The organism is Streptomyces stelliscabiei, assembly GCF_014873495.1.
Taxonomy (GTDB): Bacteria; Actinomycetota; Actinomycetes; order Streptomycetales; family Streptomycetaceae; genus Streptomyces; species Streptomyces bottropensis.
Genome location: NZ_JADBGF010000001.1, coordinates 9,322,147 through 9,339,546 on the forward strand (window position 1 = coordinate 9,322,147; position 17,400 = coordinate 9,339,546).

Genomic DNA, 17,400 nt, shown 5'->3' on the forward strand with positions numbered 1-17,400 from the left:
GTAGGGCATTGACAGGAAACCTGTGTGTAATGAGACTGCGAACCAACAGGATTCCTGTTGGTTGAAGATTTGGCGATCAATGCCGAAGCGAGCTTGATCAAGGCTGAGGAGTGGGCAATGACGACCACCTTCGAGAGCGGGCCCGGGCGGCTGTTCATCGGTGGACAGTGGCTCGACGCGACCGACGGAGCACGTGCCGACGTGATCGACCCGTCCACGGGCCAGGTGGTCACGACGGTCGCGGAGGCGGGCGCCGCCGATGTGGACGCCGCCGTGCGCGCCGCGCGCGAGGCGTTCGACAGCGGTACGTGGTCCGGGCTGAGCGGCCGTGAGCGCGGCCGGATCCTGCACCGCGTGGCCGAGTTGATCCGGGAGAACGCCGATGAGATCGCGGCCCTGGAGAGCCGTGACGTGGGCAAGCCCATCACCCTGGCCCACGCCGTCGACGTGACGAACGCGGCCAACGACTACGAGTACTACGCCTCCCTGGCCTGGTCCCTGGACGGCTCCGCCCGTGACGTCCCGAACAACCGCCTCGCGTACACCAGGCGCGGGCCGATCGGTGTGGTCGGCGCGATCACCCCGTTCAACTTCCCGCTGATCCTGGCCGGCAGCAAGATCGCCCCCGCCCTGGCGGCCGGCAACACGGTCGTGCACAAGCCCGCCGAGGAGACCCCGCTCAGCGCCCTCTACATGGCGGGCCTCCTGCAGAAGGCCGGCGTCCCGGACGGTGTCTACAACGTGGTCACCGGCACGGGCCCGGTCGCGGGCGAGGCGCTGCTGCGCAACCCCGGCGTCGACAAGATCGCCTTCACCGGCTCCACCGCCACCGGCCGGCACGCGGCGAGCGTCGCCGGGGAGGGCCTGAAGCAGGTCACCATGGAACTGGGCGGCAACGCCGCCCACCTCGTCTTCGAGGACGCCGACATCGAGAAGGCCATCGGCGCCATCATCAAGGGCTTCGTCTTCAACACCGGCCAGTTCTGCATGGGCGGCCCCCGCCTGCTGGTCGCCCGCTCGGTCCACGACACCGTCCTCGGCATCCTCGCCGAGGCCGTGCCCGGCGTGCCCATCGGCGACCCCCGCCGGCCCGAGACGGTCATCGGCCCGATGGCGGGCGAGCGGCACCTGAAGAAGGTCGAGGACTACGTCGAGCTGGCCCGCAAGGAGGGCGGCCGCATCGTCTGCGGCGGCGAGCGCCTCGACCTGGACGGCGGCTACTACTACAAGCCCACCGTCATCGCCGACCTCGCCAACGACTCCCGCGTCGTGCAGGAGGAGGTCTTCGGTCCGGTCCTCACCGTGCAGCCCTTCGACTCCGAGGACGAGGCCGTCGAGCTGGCCAACTCCACGCCGTACGGCCTCGCCTCCGGCATCCAGACCACGGACCTCACCCGTGCCCACCGCGTCGCCGACCGCCTCCAGGCCGGCATCGTCTGGGTCAACGACTGGCCGATGCTCGACCCCGCCGTGCCCTTCGGCGGCGTGAAGGCCTCCGGCTTCGGCCGCGAGTACGGTCCCGAGGCCCTGGAGTCCTACACCAAGGTCAAGTCCGTCGTCGTCTCGCTCGACTGAGCGCCTCCCCGGAATCCAAGGAGTTCATGAGCATGTCCACCACCACACGCGCCGCCGTGGTCGAGTCCGGGGGCGCGCCCTTCACCCTCTCCGAGGTCGTCCTCGACCAGCCGGCCCCGGGCGAGGTCCTGGTCCGCATGGTCGCCGCCGGGCTCTGCCACACCGACCTGGGGGTCGCGAGCGGCGGGCTGCCCTTCCCGCTGCCCGGCGTGCTGGGCCACGAGGGCGCCGGTGTCGTCGAGGCCGTCGGCCCGGGCGTCACCTCCGTCGTGCCCGGCGACCACGTCGTGCTGTCCTTCACCTCCTGCGGCACCTGCCCGAACTGCCGGGACGGGCACCCGGCGTACTGCGCCACCTGGCTGCCGCTGAACCTGCTCGGCGGACGCCGGGCCGACGGCACCAGCACCATCAGCCGCGACGGCCAGGACCTCGGCGGGCACTTCTTCGGCCAGTCCTCCTTCGCCGAGCGCGCCCTGGTCGACGAGCGCGGTCTCGTCAAGGTCGACCCGGACGTACCGCTGGACTCCATCGCCCCGCTCGGCTGCGGCGTCCAGACCGGTGTCGGCGCCGTCTGGAACGTGCTGGAGCCCCGCGCGGGCAGCACCCTCGTCGTCCTCGGCGCCGGAGCCGTCGGTCTGTCCGCCGTGATGGCGGCGGCCCTCACCCCCGCGACGACGGTCATCGCCGTCGACAAGGTCGGTGAGCGGCTGGACCTGGCCAAGGAGCTGGGCGCCACCCACACGGTGAACGCCGGCGAGGCCGCCGACATCACCGAGGCGGTCATGGAGATCACCGGCGGCCGGGGCGCCGACGGCGTCGTCGAGACCACCGGCAGCGTCTTCGTGCTCCGCAAGGGCGTCGACGCCCTCGCCGCGCGGGGCACGCTCGTCATCGTGGGCGCCCCGCCGTTCGGCACCGAGGTCTCCCTCGACGTCAACGGCATGCTCGGCGGGAAGCGCGTCGTCGGCCTCACCCTCGGCGACAACGAGATCCAGACCGCCATCCCGGTCCTGGTCCAGCTGGTGAAGGAGGGCAAGCTCCCGCTCGACCGGCTGATCAGCCGCTACAAGTTCGAGGACATCGGCCAGGCGGTCGCCGACATGAGCGGCGGCAGGAGCATCAAGCCCGTGCTGACGTTCTGACGGGTTCCGACGTCCCGAGGAGCCATCTCCCGCCGGGGCACGTACTCCCCGCGTGACCCCGGCCCTGGGGGTGACCCGTACACCGGGTCATCCACAGGGCCGTCGCACGTCCTGACCCGGGGCGGGGTGCGGTTCACCGGCTGCGGTGCAGGGCGACCAGCAGTTGCCAGGCCTGGTCGGCCATCTCCTGGGGGGTGCCGTCGAGGAGGCCGTGCAGCCAGTCGGCGAGGACTCCGGCGAAGGTGGCGGCCACGGCGGAGGCCACCAGCGGGGCGTCCGCGGCCCCCGCCAGCTCGCGTTCGCGGAGGCTGTAGGCGCGCAGGTCGCGGTGCAGGACCCGGCCGAGCGGCCCGCCGCCGCCGGGTGCCAGCAGCGCGCGGTACAGGGCCGCGTGCGGGGCGAGTCCGGCGAAGAACTCCGGCAGCGCCGCCGGGGCCCGCACCGGGTCGGGGCGGCCCCGCCAGGCGTGCAGCGCCTCCACGGCCTCCCGTACGACATCGGCGCAGGCGTCGACGGCCAGCGCCTCCAGGTCCGGGTAGTGCACGTAGAAGGTGGCCCGGCCCACCCCCGCCCGGCGGACCAGCGCGGCCACGCTGACCTCGTGCAGGGGCTGGGTGGCGCACTCGTCGAGGAGGGCCTGACGCAGCCTTGCCCGGGTGCGGGCGGCCCGGGGGTCCTCCGTGGCCCGGGGTTCCTCCGGGGTCATCCCGCGACGAGGACGGCGGCCAGGGCGAGCGCGCCGGGGAGCGCCTGGGCGACGAGGATGCGGCGGTTGGCGGTGGCGGCGCCGTACACACCGGCGACGATCACGCAGGCCAGGAAGAAGATCTGGACCCGGTATCCGGTCGGGTCACCGGCGATCAGGCCCCACACCAGGCCGGCGGCGAGGAAGCCGTTGTAGAGCCCCTGGTTGGCGGCCATCGCCGCCGTCCGCTTCGCCATCTCCGCGTCCAGGCCATGGAAGTTCATCCCCGGCTTCTTCTGCCACAGGAACATCTCCATCACCAGGATGTACGCGTGCAGCAAGGCCACCAGCGCGACCAGCACGTTCGCCAGGATCTCCATGGTCAACAGTCTCCGTCGTTCACTTCGAGCTTCCGGACTTCTTGGACAGGTGTCCACTATAGCTGGACGACTGTCCATGAAGTCCAGCGGAGGTCCCTGTGACCACGACCACGGCGCTGTCGGACCCTGCCGCTAGGTTCCGGTGCCGCTACGGCTCCGACGCGTCCTCTCTCGGGCTCGTTGTCCGGCCCCTGCGCCATGCGGCCCGTCACCTCGGCCGGCCTCATGGCGCTCTACGTCCGGCCCGAGCACCGGCGTGGGCGGGTCGGGGCGCGGATGGTCGGTGACTTTCTCGCGTGGGCGTGGGCGCGGGAGCGGGGCGCCGCGTACGTGGAGGTGACCGCCTCGGCGGGGAACGTGGACGGGATCCGGTTCTACGAACGGGAGTTGTTCCGGTGCCAGGCGCTCACGCTGCGGCTGAATCTGTGGCCGGCGGGTACCCGGGGAGCGTATGGGCGGCGGCGGACCGTCCCCCGCGCCCGGGATCCCGTACGGAGGAGACATGGCACTGGTACAGGCGGGCCTCGTGGTGCTGGACTGCGCCGAGCCGGAGAAACTCGCGGTGTTCTACAAGGAGCTGCTGGACGGGGAGGAGACCGACGCGACGGCCAACCGTGTCGAGATCAAGGGCGCCTGCGGCGTCCGGCTGGCCTTCCGCAGGGACGTCAACGCCACGCCGCCGAGCTGGCCCCGCCCCGAGAACTCCCTCCAGGCCCATCTGGACTTCTACGTCGACGACCTGGACGAGGCCGAGCGGCGCATCGTCTCGCTCGGCGGCCGCCCGGTGGACACCAAGGACGCGGCCGGGCCGTTCGAGGAGCGCGGCTACTCCGACCCGGCCGGTCACTCCTTCACCCTGCGCCGCGAAACGTCCACGGCCCCGAAACAGGGCTGACAGCGACAGGGCTGACGACAGGGCCGACGCCGAGAGGGCCGACGCGGCCGGGGCCGGTCCGGTGACCCGCGCCGCGGGTCACCGGACCGGCCCCGGACGTCAGTCCCGGCCGCCCTTCTCGGTGGCCGGCCACACCCCGGTGGACCGCTCGATGGCCTTCGCGCCCGCGCGGTCCACCGCGCTGCGCACGACCGCGAAGATCGCGCCCTGCACGGCCGCGGCGAACAGCACCTCGCCCCAGCCGCGGTCCCGGTCCAGCGCGTCGGGCGCGTCGTCCTCGTGCCGGATCAGCTTCCAGGTCTTCTGGAACGCCAGCGAGGCCAGCGCACCGCCTCCCCAGCCGAGGGCGAAGCCCAACGGCTGGTAGGCGAGCGGGAGCTTCTTCTTCTTGGACATGTGGTCCTCCTCCTACGTGTAGCGATGTCGACGGTCAGGGGCGACCCTGCGGGGCCACGGCCTCGGCGGCGGGCACCGGCCCCGGCGCCGTCCCGTCCCCGAACGGGCTGCCGCCCAGGTCCTCGCGGCCGTGCGGCGTGAGCCAGCCCGCCAGATCGGGCCCCAGCGGCACCACGGCGGTCGGGTTGATGCCCGTGTGCACCTGGTAGTAGTGCCGCTTGATGTGGTCGAAGTCGACGGTGTCGCCGAATCCGGGGGTCTGGAAGAGATCACGGGCGTAGGCCCACAGCACCCGGTCCTCCGTCAGCTTCCAGCGGTTGCACTTGAAGTGACCGTGGTAGACGGGGTCGAAACGCACCAAGGTCGTGAAGAGGCGGATGTCCGCCTCCGTGATCGTCTCCCCGACGAGGTAGCGCTGCCGTGCCAGCCGCTCCGACAGCGCCTCCAGTCGCCGGAACACACCGGCACAGGCCTCCTCGTACTCCTCCTGCCCGGTGGCGAAGCCCGCCCGGTACACCCCGTTGTTGACGTCCTCGTACACCTCGGCCATGACGGTGTCGATCTCGTCGCGCAGGGCCCGCGGGTACAGGTCGGGCGCGCCCTCGCGGTGCAGGGCCGTCCACTCGGTGGCGAGGTCGAGGGTGAGTCGCTGGTAGTCGTTGGTGACCAGCTCCCCGCTCGGCACGTCCACGAGCGCGGGGACGCTGACCCCGCCGGGGTAGTCGCTCTCCCGCGCGTCGTACGCCTCCTTCAGGAACCGGATGCCGAGGACCGGGTCGCGGCCGTCGGGGTCCAGCGTGAAGCGCCAGCTGCGGTCGTCCTGCACGGGGTCGGCGACGGCCATCGACAGGGCGTTCTCCAGGCCCAGCAGCCGCCGGGAGACCACCGCCCGGCTCGCCCAGGGGCAGGCCCGGCTGACCACCAGCCGGTAGCGGCCCGCCTCCACGGGCCAGCCGTCCCGGCCGTCGGCGGTGACCCGGTCCGCGAAGTGGCTGCCGGACCGCTTGAACGGCTTCCTCCCGTACGCCTCGTTGCCCTCGCCGACACTCATGCCGTCCGACCTCCCGGTCCGTCCGGATACGTATGCCCTGATGAGAGTTCCCCGATTTCGGCGACACCCACGGTGTGAGCGCGACGGGTCGGGGCAAGCGGCGAACGTGACGCGGACACCAGCAGACACGGAGACGACGGACGACCGGGGCGGGGCGGTGCTCGAAGGGCCGGGGACCCACGACGAGAGCAAGGCGCGGGAGGACCACAGGACGCGGATCACCGTCCTGGTCGCCCTCGGCGCCAACCTCGTGATCGCCGTGGCCAAGACCGTCGGCGGGCTCCTCGCCGGATCGCCGGCCCTGATGTCGGAGGCCGCGCACTCGGTCGCCGACAGCCTGAACGAGGTCTTCCTCCTCGCCGCGCTGCGCCGCAGCCGCCGCCCCGCCGACAGCCGGCACCCCTTCGGCTACGGCAAGGAGCGCTTCTTCTGGTCCCTGCTGGCCGCCGTCGGCATCTTCGTGATGGGCGGCTGCTTCTCCTTCTACCAGGCGTTCCACGCCCTGACGGCCGAGAGCGCCGAGTCCTACGACGGCTATGTGGCCGGCATCGCCGTCCTCGGTGTGGCCCTCCTCTCCGAGGGCGCCTCACTGCTCCGCGCCCTGCACCAGGTGCGGAGCCAGGGCGGTGTCGAGGGGCTCCGGGACCCGGCGCTGCGCACGGTCGTCGCCGAGGACGGCACGGCGGTCCTCGGCGTGACCCTCGCGATCGCCGGGATGGTCCTGCACATGATCACCGGCCAGGTCGTCTGGGAGGCCTCCGCCTCGTTCGCGATCGGGGCGCTGCTCGTGTACGTCGCCTACTGGCTCGGCCGGGACGCCCGCGAACAGCTCATCGGGGTCGCCGCCGACGCCGAACCCAGCCGGAAGATCCGCTCCCTGCTGGCGGCGCAGCCGGAGATCGACAGCGTCGAGGCTCTGCTGACCATGCAACTGGGCCTGGACTCCACCCTCGTGGCCGCCCGTGTCGACCTCGTCCCCGGCCTCGACAGCGAGGAGGTCGAGCAGGTCGCCGTCCGTATCAAGGGCTCCATCGCCCACATCGTCCCCGAGGCCGACCAGATCTTCCTCGACGTGACGGAGAAGACGGGTGCGGGGAAGCGGGCAGGGGAAAGCCCCGCCGCGACGGGGGAACGCGGCGGGGCCTGAGTCTCGGGTGCCCGGTGCGCGAGGGGTCATGCGGGGGTGTCGAAGGAATGTCCTCCGCGCTCCCCGGCACTCTCCCTCGCACCCCTTCTCACCGGCGGCAGGCCGGCGGGCGGGTCCTCATTCCGCCGCCGGCTCCAGCACGAAGACGGGAATCTCCCGGTCGGTCTTGGTCTGGTAGTCCGCGTACGGCGGGTACGCGGCGACCGCGCGCTCCCACCACTCGGCCTTCTCGTCCCCGGTGACCTCCCGCGCGGTCAGTTCCTGCCGCGTGGGTCCGTCCTGGAGTTCCACCAGCGGGTCGGACTTGAGGTTGTGGTACCAGACCGGGTGCTTGGGCGCGCCGCCCTGCGAGGCCACGACCGCGTACCGTCCGTCGTGCTCCACCCGCATCAGCGGTGTCTTGCGGAGCTTCCCGCTCTTCGCGCCGCGCGTGGTGAGCACGATGACCGGCAGCCCCGTGTCCCGCAACGTCGTCCCGCGCGTGCCGCCCGAGCTCTCGTACAACTCGACCTGCTCGCGCACCCACTGCGCCGGGCTGGGCTCGTACTCGCCCTCAAGTGGCATGGCAACCGTCCCTGGTAGTCGTGTTCGGCCGTTCCTCGCATTCAACACGCGCCCCTCCCCGTTTCATCCTCGCCCCGGCGATCGGGCACGGGACCTGCCCGCCTTTCGCACGTGCGTCACCCACCGTGCGACGGCACCAGCATCAGCACCGCCAGTACCGCGATCACGGCACTGGACAGCAGGCCCGTCACCAGGCGCCCCCGGTGTCCGGTCAGGGCCCGGCCGAGCAGTGCGCCGCCGCCCGCGAGCAGCAGTTGCCAGCTCGCGGAGGCGAGGAACGCGGCGAGGACGAACACCCCCTGCTCCAGCGGGCTGACGGCCTCGGTGGCGCGGCTGCCGAGCACCAGCGCGGCGAAGTAGACGACGGTGGTGGGGTTGAGGAGGGTGATGCCGAGGAGGGCGACGTAGGCGCGGGCCGGGCTCACCGGGTCCCGCTGCGCGCGGGTGGTGAGCCGTCCGGCGCGGTACTGGCGCAGGGCCGTGACCGCGCCGCGCACCGCCAGGGCGAGGAGCACCAGGGCGGAGACCCAGCGCAGGGGCGTGAGCACCGGCTGGAGGGCGGCCGCGAGGGCCGTACCGCAGAGTGCGGCGAGCAGCGCGTACAGTCCGTCGGCCGTCGCCACGCCGAGCGCGGCGCAGGCTCCGGTCCGCAGCGACGTACGGGCGGTGAGGGAGACGAGGTAGGTCGCGACCGCTCCGACCGGGATGGCGATGCCATAGCCGGCGAGGAGTCCCGCGACGAGCGCGGCCGTCATGACCGGGGCGGTGTCGGTCCCCACGGTCGGCCGGACTGCTGCTGCCCCCGCACCGGCGTGGCGGTGGCGGAGGTCAGGGGCAGGGAGGCGTCGATGATGAGCATGGGCAGATCCTGGGGTCGCGGGCCTCGTCCCCGCAATCGAATTACCGGGGACTCTTGACCGGGGTTCCCTGTCTGCCTAATTTGTTTGTATCCAAACGATTCAGGCGATGCGAGGGGGTGGCCGAGTGGACGCACGCGCGCGTCCGCCGCGCGGGCCTCAGGCCTTCGGACGGCGACCGCTGCGACGGGGCGCGGGCTCGGCGCCGTTCAGCAGCGTGCGGCGGCGCTCCTCGCCGTGCTCCTCGACCTGCAGCACGACACTGCGCAGTCCCTCCGCGAGGCTCCGGCACTCCGTGTCGCTGAGCTGCCCGGTGACGAAGGCCTCCTCCTCGTTGAAGGCCGGGAACACCCGGCGCATCAGCTCCTCGCCCTGGTCGGTGAGGGCCAGCAGCACCAGCCGCCCGTCCGTCGGGTGGGCCGTCCGCCGCACCAGCCCCCGGGACTCCAGCGTGCGGGCCACCCCCGTCAGTGTGCCCTTGGAGATGCCCGCCTCCTCGGCCACGTGCCGGGTCTCGGACTCGCCCCACACCCACACGACCCACAGCACCACGAAGGCCGTCCACGTCAGGTCGGAGCCGCGCAGCACGGAGTTCTCCAGGTGCTGCCGCACCGCGGAAGCGGCCCGGTAGATGTTCGCCACCGCCGCCATCTGGTCCCGGCGGATGGGGAAGTCCCCCAGTTTCGCCGCGGCGAGCTTCTCGGCTTCGGTGATGGATCGCTGGCCGGGCACGGGGGCTCCTCGAATCGGTGGTGCGGACGGGTCGATGGTTCGGTCATTCGGCATCAAATTGTACGGAGGAGAGGGAAACCGTCATGAGCACCACCCCCCGCATGCTGCTGGTCCTCAGCGAGAACTGGACCCTGACCGGCGGCCGGGCCGACCTGCCCGCCGCCGTACGGTGGGCCCGTGAGGCCGAGGACGCCGGGTTCGACTCCGTCATGGTCAGCGAACACATCGTGCTCGGACCCGACGCCGCCGCCGACGGGATCATGGGCAACCCCCGCGACTACGCCCTCCCCGGCAACCAGGACCCCTACACCCCCTGGCCCCACTCCCTTCTCCTCCTCGCCTCCATCGCCTCCGTCACCGAGCGCCTGCGCCTGGCCGCCGCGGCCGTCCTCGCCCCGCTGCGCCACCCCCTGCTGATGGCCCGGGAGCTGGGCACCCTCGATCTGCTCAGCGAGGGACGGCTGCTGGTGCAGCCCACGGTCAGCTGGAGCAAGGACGAGTACGACGCCCTCGGCGTGCCCTTCGGCAGGCGCGGCCGGCTGCTCGACGAGCACCTGGAGGTCTGGGCGAAGGCCTGGGGGCCGTCCCCGATCTCCCACGACAGCGAGCACTACCCCTTCCGGGACGTCTACTTCGAGCCCAAGGCGTACCGCCCCGAGGGCCCGAGGCTGTGGTTCGGCGGGCAGCGCCTGCACGGCCCCGTACTGCGCCGGCTCGTCCGGTACGGCCACGGCTTCCACCCCCTCGGACGGCCCACCCCGGACGACCTCACGGCGCTCGACGAGGCGATGACCGCCGCCGGACGGAACACCGCCGACCTGGAGATGATCGGCGGCACCCAGGCGGTCTTCCCCGACGACCACGCCCCGGCGGACCTCGGCGCGGCCCTCGCCTCGCTGCCGGAACAGCTGGAACAGGGCTTCACGACCTTCTGCGTCAAGCCGAACCAGTTCATCGACGACCCCGACGGCGTGGGCGCCTTCTGCAAGGAGGTCATGCGCCGGGTGGAGGCGCTGACGGGATGAGCACACGGCGCGGGGCCGGTGCCGCGCTCGCGACACCGGCCCCGGGCCCGCACCCCGCCGCTCAGCGCTCGAAGACGACCCCGCCGTCGAACACCGTCATGTCCACGCCGACCTCGGTGATCTCGTGCGGGTCGAGGTCCAGCAGCGGCCGGTCCAGGACGCACAGGTCGGCCACCTTGCCCACCTCCACGGACCCCTTCCACTCCTCGGCGAAGTCCTGCCGCGCCGGGTTGATGGTGTACGCCCGCAACGCCTCGGCGAGTTCCACGCGCTGCTCGGGACCGCTGACCCGGCCGCTGGCCTTCGACTCGCGCAGCAGCATCCCGGCGACGCCCTGGCGCCAGTCGGGCTCGGTGATCGGCGCGTCCGAGCTGGCGCACACCGCGAGGCCCGCGTCGAAGGCCGAACGCGCGGGCCACTGGTACGCCGAGCGCTCCGTGCCCACGACCTCCGCCATCAGGTCGGAGATCGTCCACTTGATGGCCGGGTTCATGTTCACCCCGTAACCGTGCGCGGCGAGCCGGGCGAGGCTGTCGGCGCCGATGAAGTCGCCGTGGATGACGTAGTGCCGGGCGTCGGCGCGCGGCACGGCCTCCTGGGCCGCCACGAACGCGTCCACCACCAGGTCGATGGCCCGGTCGCCGGTGACATGCACGCCCAGCTGGTAGCCGGCCTCGTGGGCGACCCGGATCATGTCGAACAGTTCGTCCACCTGCAGCTCGGGCGTGCGTCCGTGCACACACAGAGAGCCGTGGCCGCCGTCCGCGTAGGGCTCGTTCATCCAGGCCGTACGGTTCGGGGGCACCCCGTCGGCGAAGATCTTCACGCCGATGGCGTTCAGCAGCCGGGGGTCCGCGGACTCGGGGCGGTGGAGTTCGGCGAGGCCCTTGCGGACGTCGTCGGCGGAGCCGCCGATCGGCGCGGGCAGCAGCAGGACGCTGACCCGGGCGTGCAGACCGCCGCTCGCGGCCAGGTCGGCGTAGGCGGTCCAGTTGTCGGTGCTCAGCCCGCCGAACAGGGTCTCGGAGCCGCCGGGGCCGAGGCCCGGCTCGGTGTAGCTGGTGATGCCGCGCGCGTGGAGTTCGGCGACGACGTTCCTGATGGCCCGGCGGCGCTGGGCGACGGTGGGGGAGGGCAGAGCGGCCTGCAGCAGGACACCGGCCGCCTCGCGCAGGATGCCGGTGGGCGAGCCGTCGGCGTCCCGGTCGACGATCCCGCCGTCGGGTGCCCGCGTCTCGGCGTCGATGCCGCAGCGGCGCAGGGCCGCGCTGTTGGCCCACACCATGTGCTGCGAGAAGTCGGTCAGGCAGACGGGGTGGTCGGGCGCCACCGCGTCCAGGTCGGCCCGGTGCGGGAGACGGCCCGGATCGGCGAGGCACTCGGCGAGATAGCCGGGGTCCCAGCCCAGGCCGACGATCCACTCACCGGGCGCGGCGGCGCGCACCGCCGCGCCCACCGTCGCGGCGATGTCGGCGATCGAGCCGACCGCCGGGTGGCCGACGTCGAGGGCGAACGGCGGCTTGGACAGCCCGTACGCGGCGCCGTGCAGATGCGAGTCGTTGATGCCCGGCAGCACGGTCCGCCCGGCCAGTTCGACGATCCGCGTCGCCGGTCCGGCCAGGGCACGCATCGCGGTGTCCGTGCCGACCGCGACGATCTCCCGCCCGCGCACGGCCACACCCTCGGCGACCGTGAATCCGGCGTCGACGGTGATGACCTGACCGCCGGTCAGGACGAGGGTGGGGGACGTGTCGCTCACGAGGACCTCTCGGGGGTGTCTGGGTGTGCTTGCGGGTGTGGGGGAGAACCGGACGGCCGAGGGGCGCCGGGCGCGCCGGTCACCGGGTCGTCCGTGGGCCGAAGCAGGCGAGCGCGGCGCCCGCCACCAAAGCAACGCCCTGGGCCATCTGCTGCCAGAACGTCGGCACGCTCAGCAGTGTCAGCCCGTTCTGCAGGCAGCCCAGGAACAGCACGCCGAGCAGCACCCCGAGAACCGAACCGGACCCGCCGCTCAGCGCGACCCCGCCCAGCAGCACCGCCGTGAGCACGGTCAGTTCGAAGCCCGTGCCCGAGGTGCCGGCGACCACGCTGTCCAGCACGGACGCCTTGATCGCCCCGGCCAGCGCGGCGGCCGTACCCGTGACCACGAACAGCGCGAACGGCGTACGGCGGACGTCGATGCCGGAGAGGTACGCGGCCTCCCGGTTCACACCGATCGCGAACACATGGCGGCCGGTCGGTGTGTACGCCAGGAACAGGGCCCCGGCGACCAGGACGGCGGCGGCGACGACCACGGGCGCCGCGATCCCGGCGATCCGCGCCCCGCCCAGCCAGGCGAAACCGTCGCCGAAGCCGCTCAGCGGCAGCGGGAAGAGCTGTTGGGCGAGGCCTCGTACGGCCGCCAGCATGCCCAGCGTCACGATGAACGGCGACAGTCCGAGGTAGCAGCAGAGCACCCCGTTCACGGCGCCGACCGCCGCGCCGACGGCCAGTGCCCCGAGGACGGCGACCACGGGCGACTGGGCCCGCTCACCCGCGAGCCAGCCCGCCGTGAGGGCGCCGAGCGCCAGCGTCGAGCCGACCGACAGATCCAGGTAGCCGCTGATGACCAGCAGGGCCAGGGGCACGGCGACGATCGCGAGGGCGGCCGCGTCGGTGGCGATCCCGCGCAGGTTGCCGGGGTCGAGGAAGCTACCGGTGGACACCTGGAACCCCAGCACCAGCAGGGTCAGGACGACGATCAGGGGATGGCGCCGCAGGCTCGCGAGGCCCTGCGCGGCCAGCGCGCGCGGGCCGGGGGCGACGCGCTCGGCGGCGGTCACGGTGGTCATGCTGCTCCTTCGTGGGACGGTGCGGGGGGCGCGGACGGATCGCCGTCCGGCGGGTGGGACGGCCGCCGTGCCGCCGGTCCCGCGTCATGGACGGCGGCCAGCAGGGCCTCCTCGGTGAGGCCGGTTCCGGAGAGTTCGGCGACGATCCGGCCCCGGTCGACCACCAGACAGCGGTGGGCGAGAACGGCCGCCTCCTCCGGGTCGCTGGACGCGAACAGCACGGCCGTGCCGCGCTGTCCGGCGAGCGAGGACACGACGTCGTAGATCTCCTGCCGGGCGCCGACGTCGACGCCCTGGGTCGGTTCGTCGAGGAGCAGGACGTCGACGGCCCGTGCCTCGTTGATCCAGCGGCCGAGCAGCAGTTTCTGCTGGTTGCCGCCGGAGAACGCCGAGGCCGGCAGCCCCGGGCGCGCGGGCCGCAGCCCGACCGACTCGGCGAGCGAACCGAACACCCGCCGCTCGGCCCCGAGGGCCCGCACCCCGCGCCGGGCGAGCGTGCGCACACTCGGCAGCAGCACGTTGTCCTGCGCGCTCAGCCCCGCGAACAGCCCCTGCGCCCGCCGGTCGGCCGGTACGAGCGCGATTCCGGCGGCCAGCGCGTCGGCGGGTCGGGTCGCGGAGACGGCCCGCTCACCGACCTGGACCGACCCGCCGGACGCGCGGCGCCTGCCGAACAGGGTCTCCAGCACCCGCGTACGCCCGGACCCGATGAGCCCGTACAGCCCGACGATCTCGCCCTCGGCGACGGTCAGATCGACGGGCCCGAAGCCGGGGCCGCGCAGACCGCGCAGGGTGAGGCGGGCGGGGGACGTGGCGGGCGAGGGGCCCCCGGAACCGCTGTCGGGGACCTTCGCCGGTCCCCCCGCGTCCACAGCCGCACCGGCGCCCGCACGGGGCACCGGCCCGTCGTACGGTCCGCGGGCCGCGGCCGGCCCCTGTCCGCCGGCGCCCGCCCGCCCGGCCCCCCGCCCTCCCGTGATCGCCTCCACCAGGTCCCGGCGGTGGTGGCTCCCCGTCGCCGCGTGGTGGGCGACCCGGCCGTCGCGGAGCACGGTCACCGCGTCGGCCAGGCGTTCGACCTCCGCCAGGAGGTGGGTGACGTAGACGATCGCGAGGCCCTGGGTGCGCAGGTCCTCCACCCGGGTGGCGAGGGCGTCGCTCTCGGTGCCGGAGAGGGCGGCCGTGGGCTCGTCCAGGACCAGGACCGAGGCGCTGCGGCTGAGGGCCTTGGCGATCTCGACCACCTGCCTCTGGCCCATGGGCAGTTCACCCACCCGGTCGCGCGGCGAGCAGCTCGCGGCGACCCGGTCCAGGAGTTCGGCGGCCACCTTCTCCTGGGCCCGGCGGTCGATCCGGCCGTACCGGGTCCATTCCTGGCCGAGGAAGATGTTCTCGGCGACGGTCAGTGAGTCCACGACGCTGAGCGTCTGGAAGATGATCGCCACCCCGGCCGCGATCGACTCGCGCGGACTGAGCCGGGCGTGGGGCACACCGCCCACCTCGATCGTCCCGGCGTCCGGGGGGAACGCCCCGCCGAGACACTTGATCAGGGTGGACTTGCCGGCGCCGTTGTGCCCGAGCAGGGCGTGGACCTGCCCGGCGGGCACGGTCAGGTCCACCTCGTCCAGCGCCCGCACACCGCCGAAGGACTTGCTCAGGGAGGTGATCCGCAGATTCGGCGGGTTCGCCGCTCCGGTCACCCCGCGCGTGTCGTTCATGTCGGCCATCGCGCGGCCCTACCCGTTCTGGGCGAGCAGCGCGTCGATCTCCGCCGTGTCGCCGCGCTGGATCAGCTTGACCGGCACGTCGACGCTCGGGTCCGCCTTCCCGGCGGCGACCGCGAGGGGCACGTCGACGATGGCGTTGGCGATGTCCAGCGGGGCGAGGGCGGCGGAGGCCCGGTAGAACGTGCCCTGCTTGATGGCGAGGAGGGAGGGGGCCGAGCCGTCCTGGCCGCCGACGAACGTCCTCTTGTCGCCGTTCTTCCGCCCGGTCTGCTGCAGCGCCTTGAACCCGCCGTACGCCGCCGCGTCCGTGATGCCGAGGATGATGTTCAGATCGCGGTGCTTGGCGAGCAGGGCGGTGGACTTCGACAGACCCGTGTCGGGGTCGATGGCCTGCTCCTGCGCCACCACGTCGACACCGGGCGCGAGCTTGGTGAACGCGTCGATCATGCCCTTGGTGCGCTCCCGGCCCAGGTCGATCGTGTTGTCGACCAGGAAGGCGATCTTGCCCTTCCCGTTCAGCTCCTCGTTGGCCCACTTCGCGGCCGACTCGCCGAGCAGCGTGCCGCTCTCGCGGAAGCTGAACCGGATGTCGGCGCTCTGGCTCTCCAGCGTGCCGCCGTACGTCACCCAGATCAGGCCGGCGTCGAGCGCGGCCTTGGCGATCGCCTCGGTGGCCTCGAAGACCATCGGGAACGACACGATGGCCTGCGTCTTCTGCGTGACCCAGGCGTTGAGGTTGCTGGCCTGGGTGTCGGGGTTGCTCGCGTCGCTCGTCGTCAGCAGCTTGACGTCGTGCTTCTTCGCGGCGGCCGTCGAGAGCTTGACCAGGGTGCTGTAGAGCGGGATCTGGGTGAAGGGGTAGTCGAGGCCGATCTGCGTGAGCTTCCTGGCGGCGGGGGAGGCGTCCGCCGCCTTCGCCGCACCGGAGCCGCTCTCCGGTGCGCTGCAGCCCGTGGCGGCCAGTCCGGTCGCGGTGAGCGCTCCGGCGGACCACGCGAGGAACTGCCTGCGCGAGGCCGGGGTGACGGAAAGGGGGCGTCTGGTCATGGCGGGGATCTCCAAGGGGGCGGGGGCGCCGAGGGCGGGCGACGTGTTTGCCGAGGGCGAGTACGGTGCCGAAGCGGGTGCGGTGCCGAGGGCGAGTGCGGTGCCGAGGGCGAGTGCTGTGCCGAACAGGAAAGACCCCCGGCGCCCCGCCCCACCATCCGTACAAATACCGACTGCGAGCGGCGGGGGCTCACGGGCGCCCCGGCCCGGTGCGTGCCTTGTCCACCTAACTGCCGCCCCTTATCGTTAGGGCCCAAAAGACCTGACCCGGTCTCGGGGCGTCCCCGGGAGGCGCGCATGCTCACCCATCACCAGATCGCCGCCGCCGCCCGCATCGGCATGCTCACCCGCGAACGCGACACCGCCTCCGCCTGCGCCGAGGCCCTCCATCAGCTCGGCCGCGCCCTGCCCCTCGACGCCGCCACCCTCCTGGAGATCGACCCGGTCACCGGCACCCACGTCCAGGTCGCCGGCGTCGGCTACGACGCCGACGTCTCCGCGGCCCTCGCCGCCGAGTTCGTCTCGACCCCCTGGTACGCCAACGTCCTGCGCAGCGAGATCCCGCCCTCCATCTGCGAGGACGTCGAGGACCCGGGCCAGCGCTACCGCGACGGCTGGTTCTACGCCGAACGCATGCGCCCGGCGGGCGTCCGCGACGCGGTCACGGGCGCCCTGCGCCACCACGGCCGCCTCGTCGGTCTGATCACCCTGTCCACCGCGACCCCCGACGCCTACGACACCGGCACCCGCCGGCTGCTGGCCTCGCTGCTGCCCGCCCTCGGCGTCCTCGCCGACCCCACCGCGCACGCGGGCGCCCTCCCCGACCTCCCCGCGGAGGGCCGCGCGAACCTGGTCGTCGCCGACGACATCCTCGAACTCCCCGGCCGGGACCCCGCCCTGGTCCTGCGGGACACCGAGTTCCGCCGCCTGCTGCGTGCCTTCGCCGACTCGCACGGCACCCGGCTGCGCCTGCTCTGGCCGCTCGGGGCCGAGTGGTACCGGGTCACCGTCCGCCGCCACACGCTCGGTTCGGCCGTCGTACGCCCGGCGGTCCTCGTGCACGAGACGCCCGCCCCGCTGCCGTACGGGCTCAGTCCGCGGGAGCTGGAGGTGCTCACCCGCGCGGCCACCGGCCAGACGAACCAGGCCATCGCCCAGGCGCTGTTCCTGTCCCCGCGTACCGTGCACACCCACGTCGAGCATCTGCTGCGCAAGACCGGCGCCGCCTCCCGCGCCGAGGCCACGGCCCTCGCCGTCCGTGACGGAGTTCTCCGGCCGACCGCCGAGGACGTCGAACGCTTCGTCGAGAGACCGCCCGGCGGGTGAGCCGGGTTGAGTAGGGTCGA

General features: G+C 72.9%; 17 protein-coding genes and 1 pseudogene. 7 read left to right on the forward strand and 11 right to left on the reverse strand.

Going from position 1 to position 17,400, the window contains the following annotated elements; all coding sequences use genetic code 11:
* The first annotated feature begins 117 nt into the window (after window positions 1-117).
* Window positions 118-1,575 (forward strand): aldehyde dehydrogenase family protein, encoded by a 1,458-nt coding sequence (locus tag H4687_RS40700; RefSeq protein ID WP_046917677.1) that lies wholly within the window; start codon window positions 118-120, stop codon window positions 1,573-1,575.
* 32 nt (window positions 1,576-1,607) lie between these two features.
* Window positions 1,608-2,717, forward strand: a complete 1,110-nt coding sequence (locus tag H4687_RS40705) for an NAD(P)-dependent alcohol dehydrogenase (RefSeq protein WP_046917676.1) — start codon at window positions 1,608-1,610, stop codon at window positions 2,715-2,717.
* 133 nt (window positions 2,718-2,850) lie between these two features.
* Here H4687_RS40705 and H4687_RS40710 read toward each other — a convergent pair whose 3' ends face one another.
* Together H4687_RS40710 and H4687_RS40715 are read right to left on the reverse strand one after the other, a co-directional pair.
* Entirely contained in the window at window positions 2,851-3,423 is a 573-nt protein-coding gene (locus H4687_RS40710) for a TetR/AcrR family transcriptional regulator (protein WP_046917675.1), read from the reverse strand.
* Complete coding sequence (locus H4687_RS40715; RefSeq protein ID WP_046917674.1) at window positions 3,420-3,782, reverse strand: DUF1304 domain-containing protein; 363 nt, start codon at window positions 3,780-3,782, stop codon at window positions 3,420-3,422. The genes H4687_RS40710 and H4687_RS40715 overlap by 4 nt, the downstream gene beginning before the upstream one ends.
* Window positions 3,783-4,058: 276 nt before the next feature.
* Here H4687_RS40715 and H4687_RS48580 point away from each other — a divergent pair.
* Together H4687_RS48580 and H4687_RS40725 are read left to right on the forward strand one after the other, a co-directional pair.
* Window positions 4,059-4,106: pseudogene (locus tag H4687_RS48580) on the forward strand (hypothetical protein); the annotation flags it as partial.
* 178 nt (window positions 4,107-4,284) lie between these two features.
* The gene (locus H4687_RS40725; RefSeq protein WP_046917673.1) at window positions 4,285-4,677 is read left to right on the forward strand and encodes a VOC family protein; all 393 of its coding nucleotides are present in this window, start codon (window positions 4,285-4,287) and stop codon (window positions 4,675-4,677) included.
* Window positions 4,678-4,776: 99 nt separating this feature from the next.
* On the opposite strand, the gene H4687_RS40730 is transcribed toward H4687_RS40725, so the two are convergent.
* Together H4687_RS40730 and H4687_RS40735 are read right to left on the reverse strand one after the other, a co-directional pair.
* Window positions 4,777-5,073 carry a DUF4235 domain-containing protein gene (locus tag H4687_RS40730; RefSeq protein WP_005484063.1) on the reverse strand — a complete coding sequence of 99 codons (297 nt, stop codon included), beginning with the start codon at window positions 5,071-5,073 and terminating at the stop codon, window positions 4,777-4,779.
* 34 nt (window positions 5,074-5,107) lie between these two features.
* Window positions 5,108-6,124: a glutathione S-transferase family protein gene (locus H4687_RS40735; RefSeq protein ID WP_046917672.1), complete on the reverse strand. Its 1,017-nt coding sequence runs from the start codon at window positions 6,122-6,124 to the stop codon at window positions 5,108-5,110.
* Between the two features lie 106 nt (window positions 6,125-6,230).
* On the opposite strand from H4687_RS40735, the gene H4687_RS40740 reads away from it, so the two are divergent.
* Window positions 6,231-7,271, forward strand: a complete 1,041-nt coding sequence (locus H4687_RS40740) for a cation diffusion facilitator family transporter (protein WP_046917671.1) — start codon at window positions 6,231-6,233, stop codon at window positions 7,269-7,271.
* A 117-nt stretch (window positions 7,272-7,388) separates the two neighbouring features.
* On the opposite strand, the gene H4687_RS40745 is transcribed toward H4687_RS40740, so the two are convergent.
* The 3 genes from H4687_RS40745 to H4687_RS40755 form a co-directional block, all read right to left on the reverse strand.
* The gene (locus tag H4687_RS40745) at window positions 7,389-7,835 is read right to left on the reverse strand and encodes a nitroreductase family deazaflavin-dependent oxidoreductase (RefSeq protein WP_046917670.1); all 447 of its coding nucleotides are present in this window, start codon (window positions 7,833-7,835) and stop codon (window positions 7,389-7,391) included.
* 116 nt (window positions 7,836-7,951) lie between these two features.
* Window positions 7,952-8,590 carry a LysE family transporter gene (locus tag H4687_RS40750; RefSeq protein ID WP_046917680.1) on the reverse strand — a complete coding sequence of 213 codons (639 nt, stop codon included), beginning with the start codon at window positions 8,588-8,590 and terminating at the stop codon, window positions 7,952-7,954.
* A gap of 261 nt (window positions 8,591-8,851) precedes the next feature.
* Window positions 8,852-9,424, reverse strand: a complete 573-nt coding sequence (locus H4687_RS40755; protein ID WP_046917669.1) for a MarR family winged helix-turn-helix transcriptional regulator — start codon at window positions 9,422-9,424, stop codon at window positions 8,852-8,854.
* Window positions 9,425-9,507: 83 nt separating this feature from the next.
* Here H4687_RS40755 and H4687_RS40760 point away from each other — a divergent pair, with 83 nt between their 5' ends.
* The gene (locus H4687_RS40760) at window positions 9,508-10,449 is read left to right on the forward strand and encodes an LLM class flavin-dependent oxidoreductase (protein ID WP_046917668.1); all 942 of its coding nucleotides are present in this window, start codon (window positions 9,508-9,510) and stop codon (window positions 10,447-10,449) included.
* A 61-nt stretch (window positions 10,450-10,510) separates the two neighbouring features.
* On the opposite strand, the gene H4687_RS40765 is transcribed toward H4687_RS40760, so the two are convergent.
* The 4 genes from H4687_RS40765 to H4687_RS40780 form a co-directional block, all read right to left on the reverse strand.
* Entirely contained in the window at window positions 10,511-12,208 is a 1,698-nt protein-coding gene (locus H4687_RS40765; protein ID WP_046917667.1) for an amidohydrolase, read from the reverse strand.
* Between the two features lie 79 nt (window positions 12,209-12,287).
* Window positions 12,288-13,280, reverse strand: a complete 993-nt coding sequence (locus H4687_RS40770; protein WP_046917666.1) for an ABC transporter permease — start codon at window positions 13,278-13,280, stop codon at window positions 12,288-12,290.
* Window positions 13,277-14,998, reverse strand: a complete 1,722-nt coding sequence (locus H4687_RS40775; protein ID WP_167358647.1) for a sugar ABC transporter ATP-binding protein — start codon at window positions 14,996-14,998, stop codon at window positions 13,277-13,279. The genes H4687_RS40770 and H4687_RS40775 overlap by 4 nt, the downstream gene beginning before the upstream one ends.
* Window positions 14,999-15,016: 18 nt before the next feature.
* Complete coding sequence (locus tag H4687_RS40780) at window positions 15,017-16,054, reverse strand: sugar ABC transporter substrate-binding protein (RefSeq protein ID WP_046916514.1); 1,038 nt, start codon at window positions 16,052-16,054, stop codon at window positions 15,017-15,019.
* A 297-nt stretch (window positions 16,055-16,351) separates the two neighbouring features.
* Between H4687_RS40780 and H4687_RS40785 the strand changes: the two genes are divergently transcribed.
* The gene (locus H4687_RS40785; RefSeq protein WP_046916513.1) at window positions 16,352-17,380 is read left to right on the forward strand and encodes a helix-turn-helix transcriptional regulator; all 1,029 of its coding nucleotides are present in this window, start codon (window positions 16,352-16,354) and stop codon (window positions 17,378-17,380) included.
* The last annotated feature ends 20 nt before the right edge of the window (window positions 17,381-17,400 follow it).

Bases quoted from the DNA above. Each gene is read 5' to 3' on its own strand.
- H4687_RS40750 (WP_046917680.1), bottom strand. From the start codon at position 8,590: ATGACGGCCGCGCTCGTCGCGGGACTCCTCGCCGGCTATGGCATCGCC.
- H4687_RS40715 (WP_046917674.1), bottom strand. From the start codon at position 3,782: ATGGAGATCCTGGCGAACGTGCTGGTCGCGCTGGTGGCCTTGCTGCAC.
- H4687_RS40705 (WP_046917676.1), top strand. From the start codon at position 1,608: ATGTCCACCACCACACGCGCCGCCGTGGTCGAGTCCGGGGGCGCGCCC.
- H4687_RS40730 (WP_005484063.1), bottom strand. From the start codon at position 5,073: ATGTCCAAGAAGAAGAAGCTCCCGCTCGCCTACCAGCCGTTGGGCTTC.
- H4687_RS40700 (WP_046917677.1), top strand. From the start codon at position 118: ATGACGACCACCTTCGAGAGCGGGCCCGGGCGGCTGTTCATCGGTGGA.
- H4687_RS40710 (WP_046917675.1), bottom strand. From the start codon at position 3,423: ATGACCCCGGAGGAACCCCGGGCCACGGAGGACCCCCGGGCCGCCCGC.
- H4687_RS40775 (WP_167358647.1), bottom strand. From the start codon at position 14,998: ATGAACGACACGCGCGGGGTGACCGGAGCGGCGAACCCGCCGAATCTG.
- H4687_RS40745 (WP_046917670.1), bottom strand. From the start codon at position 7,835: ATGCCACTTGAGGGCGAGTACGAGCCCAGCCCGGCGCAGTGGGTGCGC.
- H4687_RS40780 (WP_046916514.1), bottom strand. From the start codon at position 16,054: ATGACCAGACGCCCCCTTTCCGTCACCCCGGCCTCGCGCAGGCAGTTC.
- H4687_RS40760 (WP_046917668.1), top strand. From the start codon at position 9,508: ATGAGCACCACCCCCCGCATGCTGCTGGTCCTCAGCGAGAACTGGACC.
- H4687_RS40770 (WP_046917666.1), bottom strand. From the start codon at position 13,280: ATGACCACCGTGACCGCCGCCGAGCGCGTCGCCCCCGGCCCGCGCGCG.
- H4687_RS40735 (WP_046917672.1), bottom strand. From the start codon at position 6,124: ATGAGTGTCGGCGAGGGCAACGAGGCGTACGGGAGGAAGCCGTTCAAG.
- H4687_RS40785 (WP_046916513.1), top strand. From the start codon at position 16,352: ATGCTCACCCATCACCAGATCGCCGCCGCCGCCCGCATCGGCATGCTC.
- H4687_RS40725 (WP_046917673.1), top strand. From the start codon at position 4,285: ATGGCACTGGTACAGGCGGGCCTCGTGGTGCTGGACTGCGCCGAGCCG.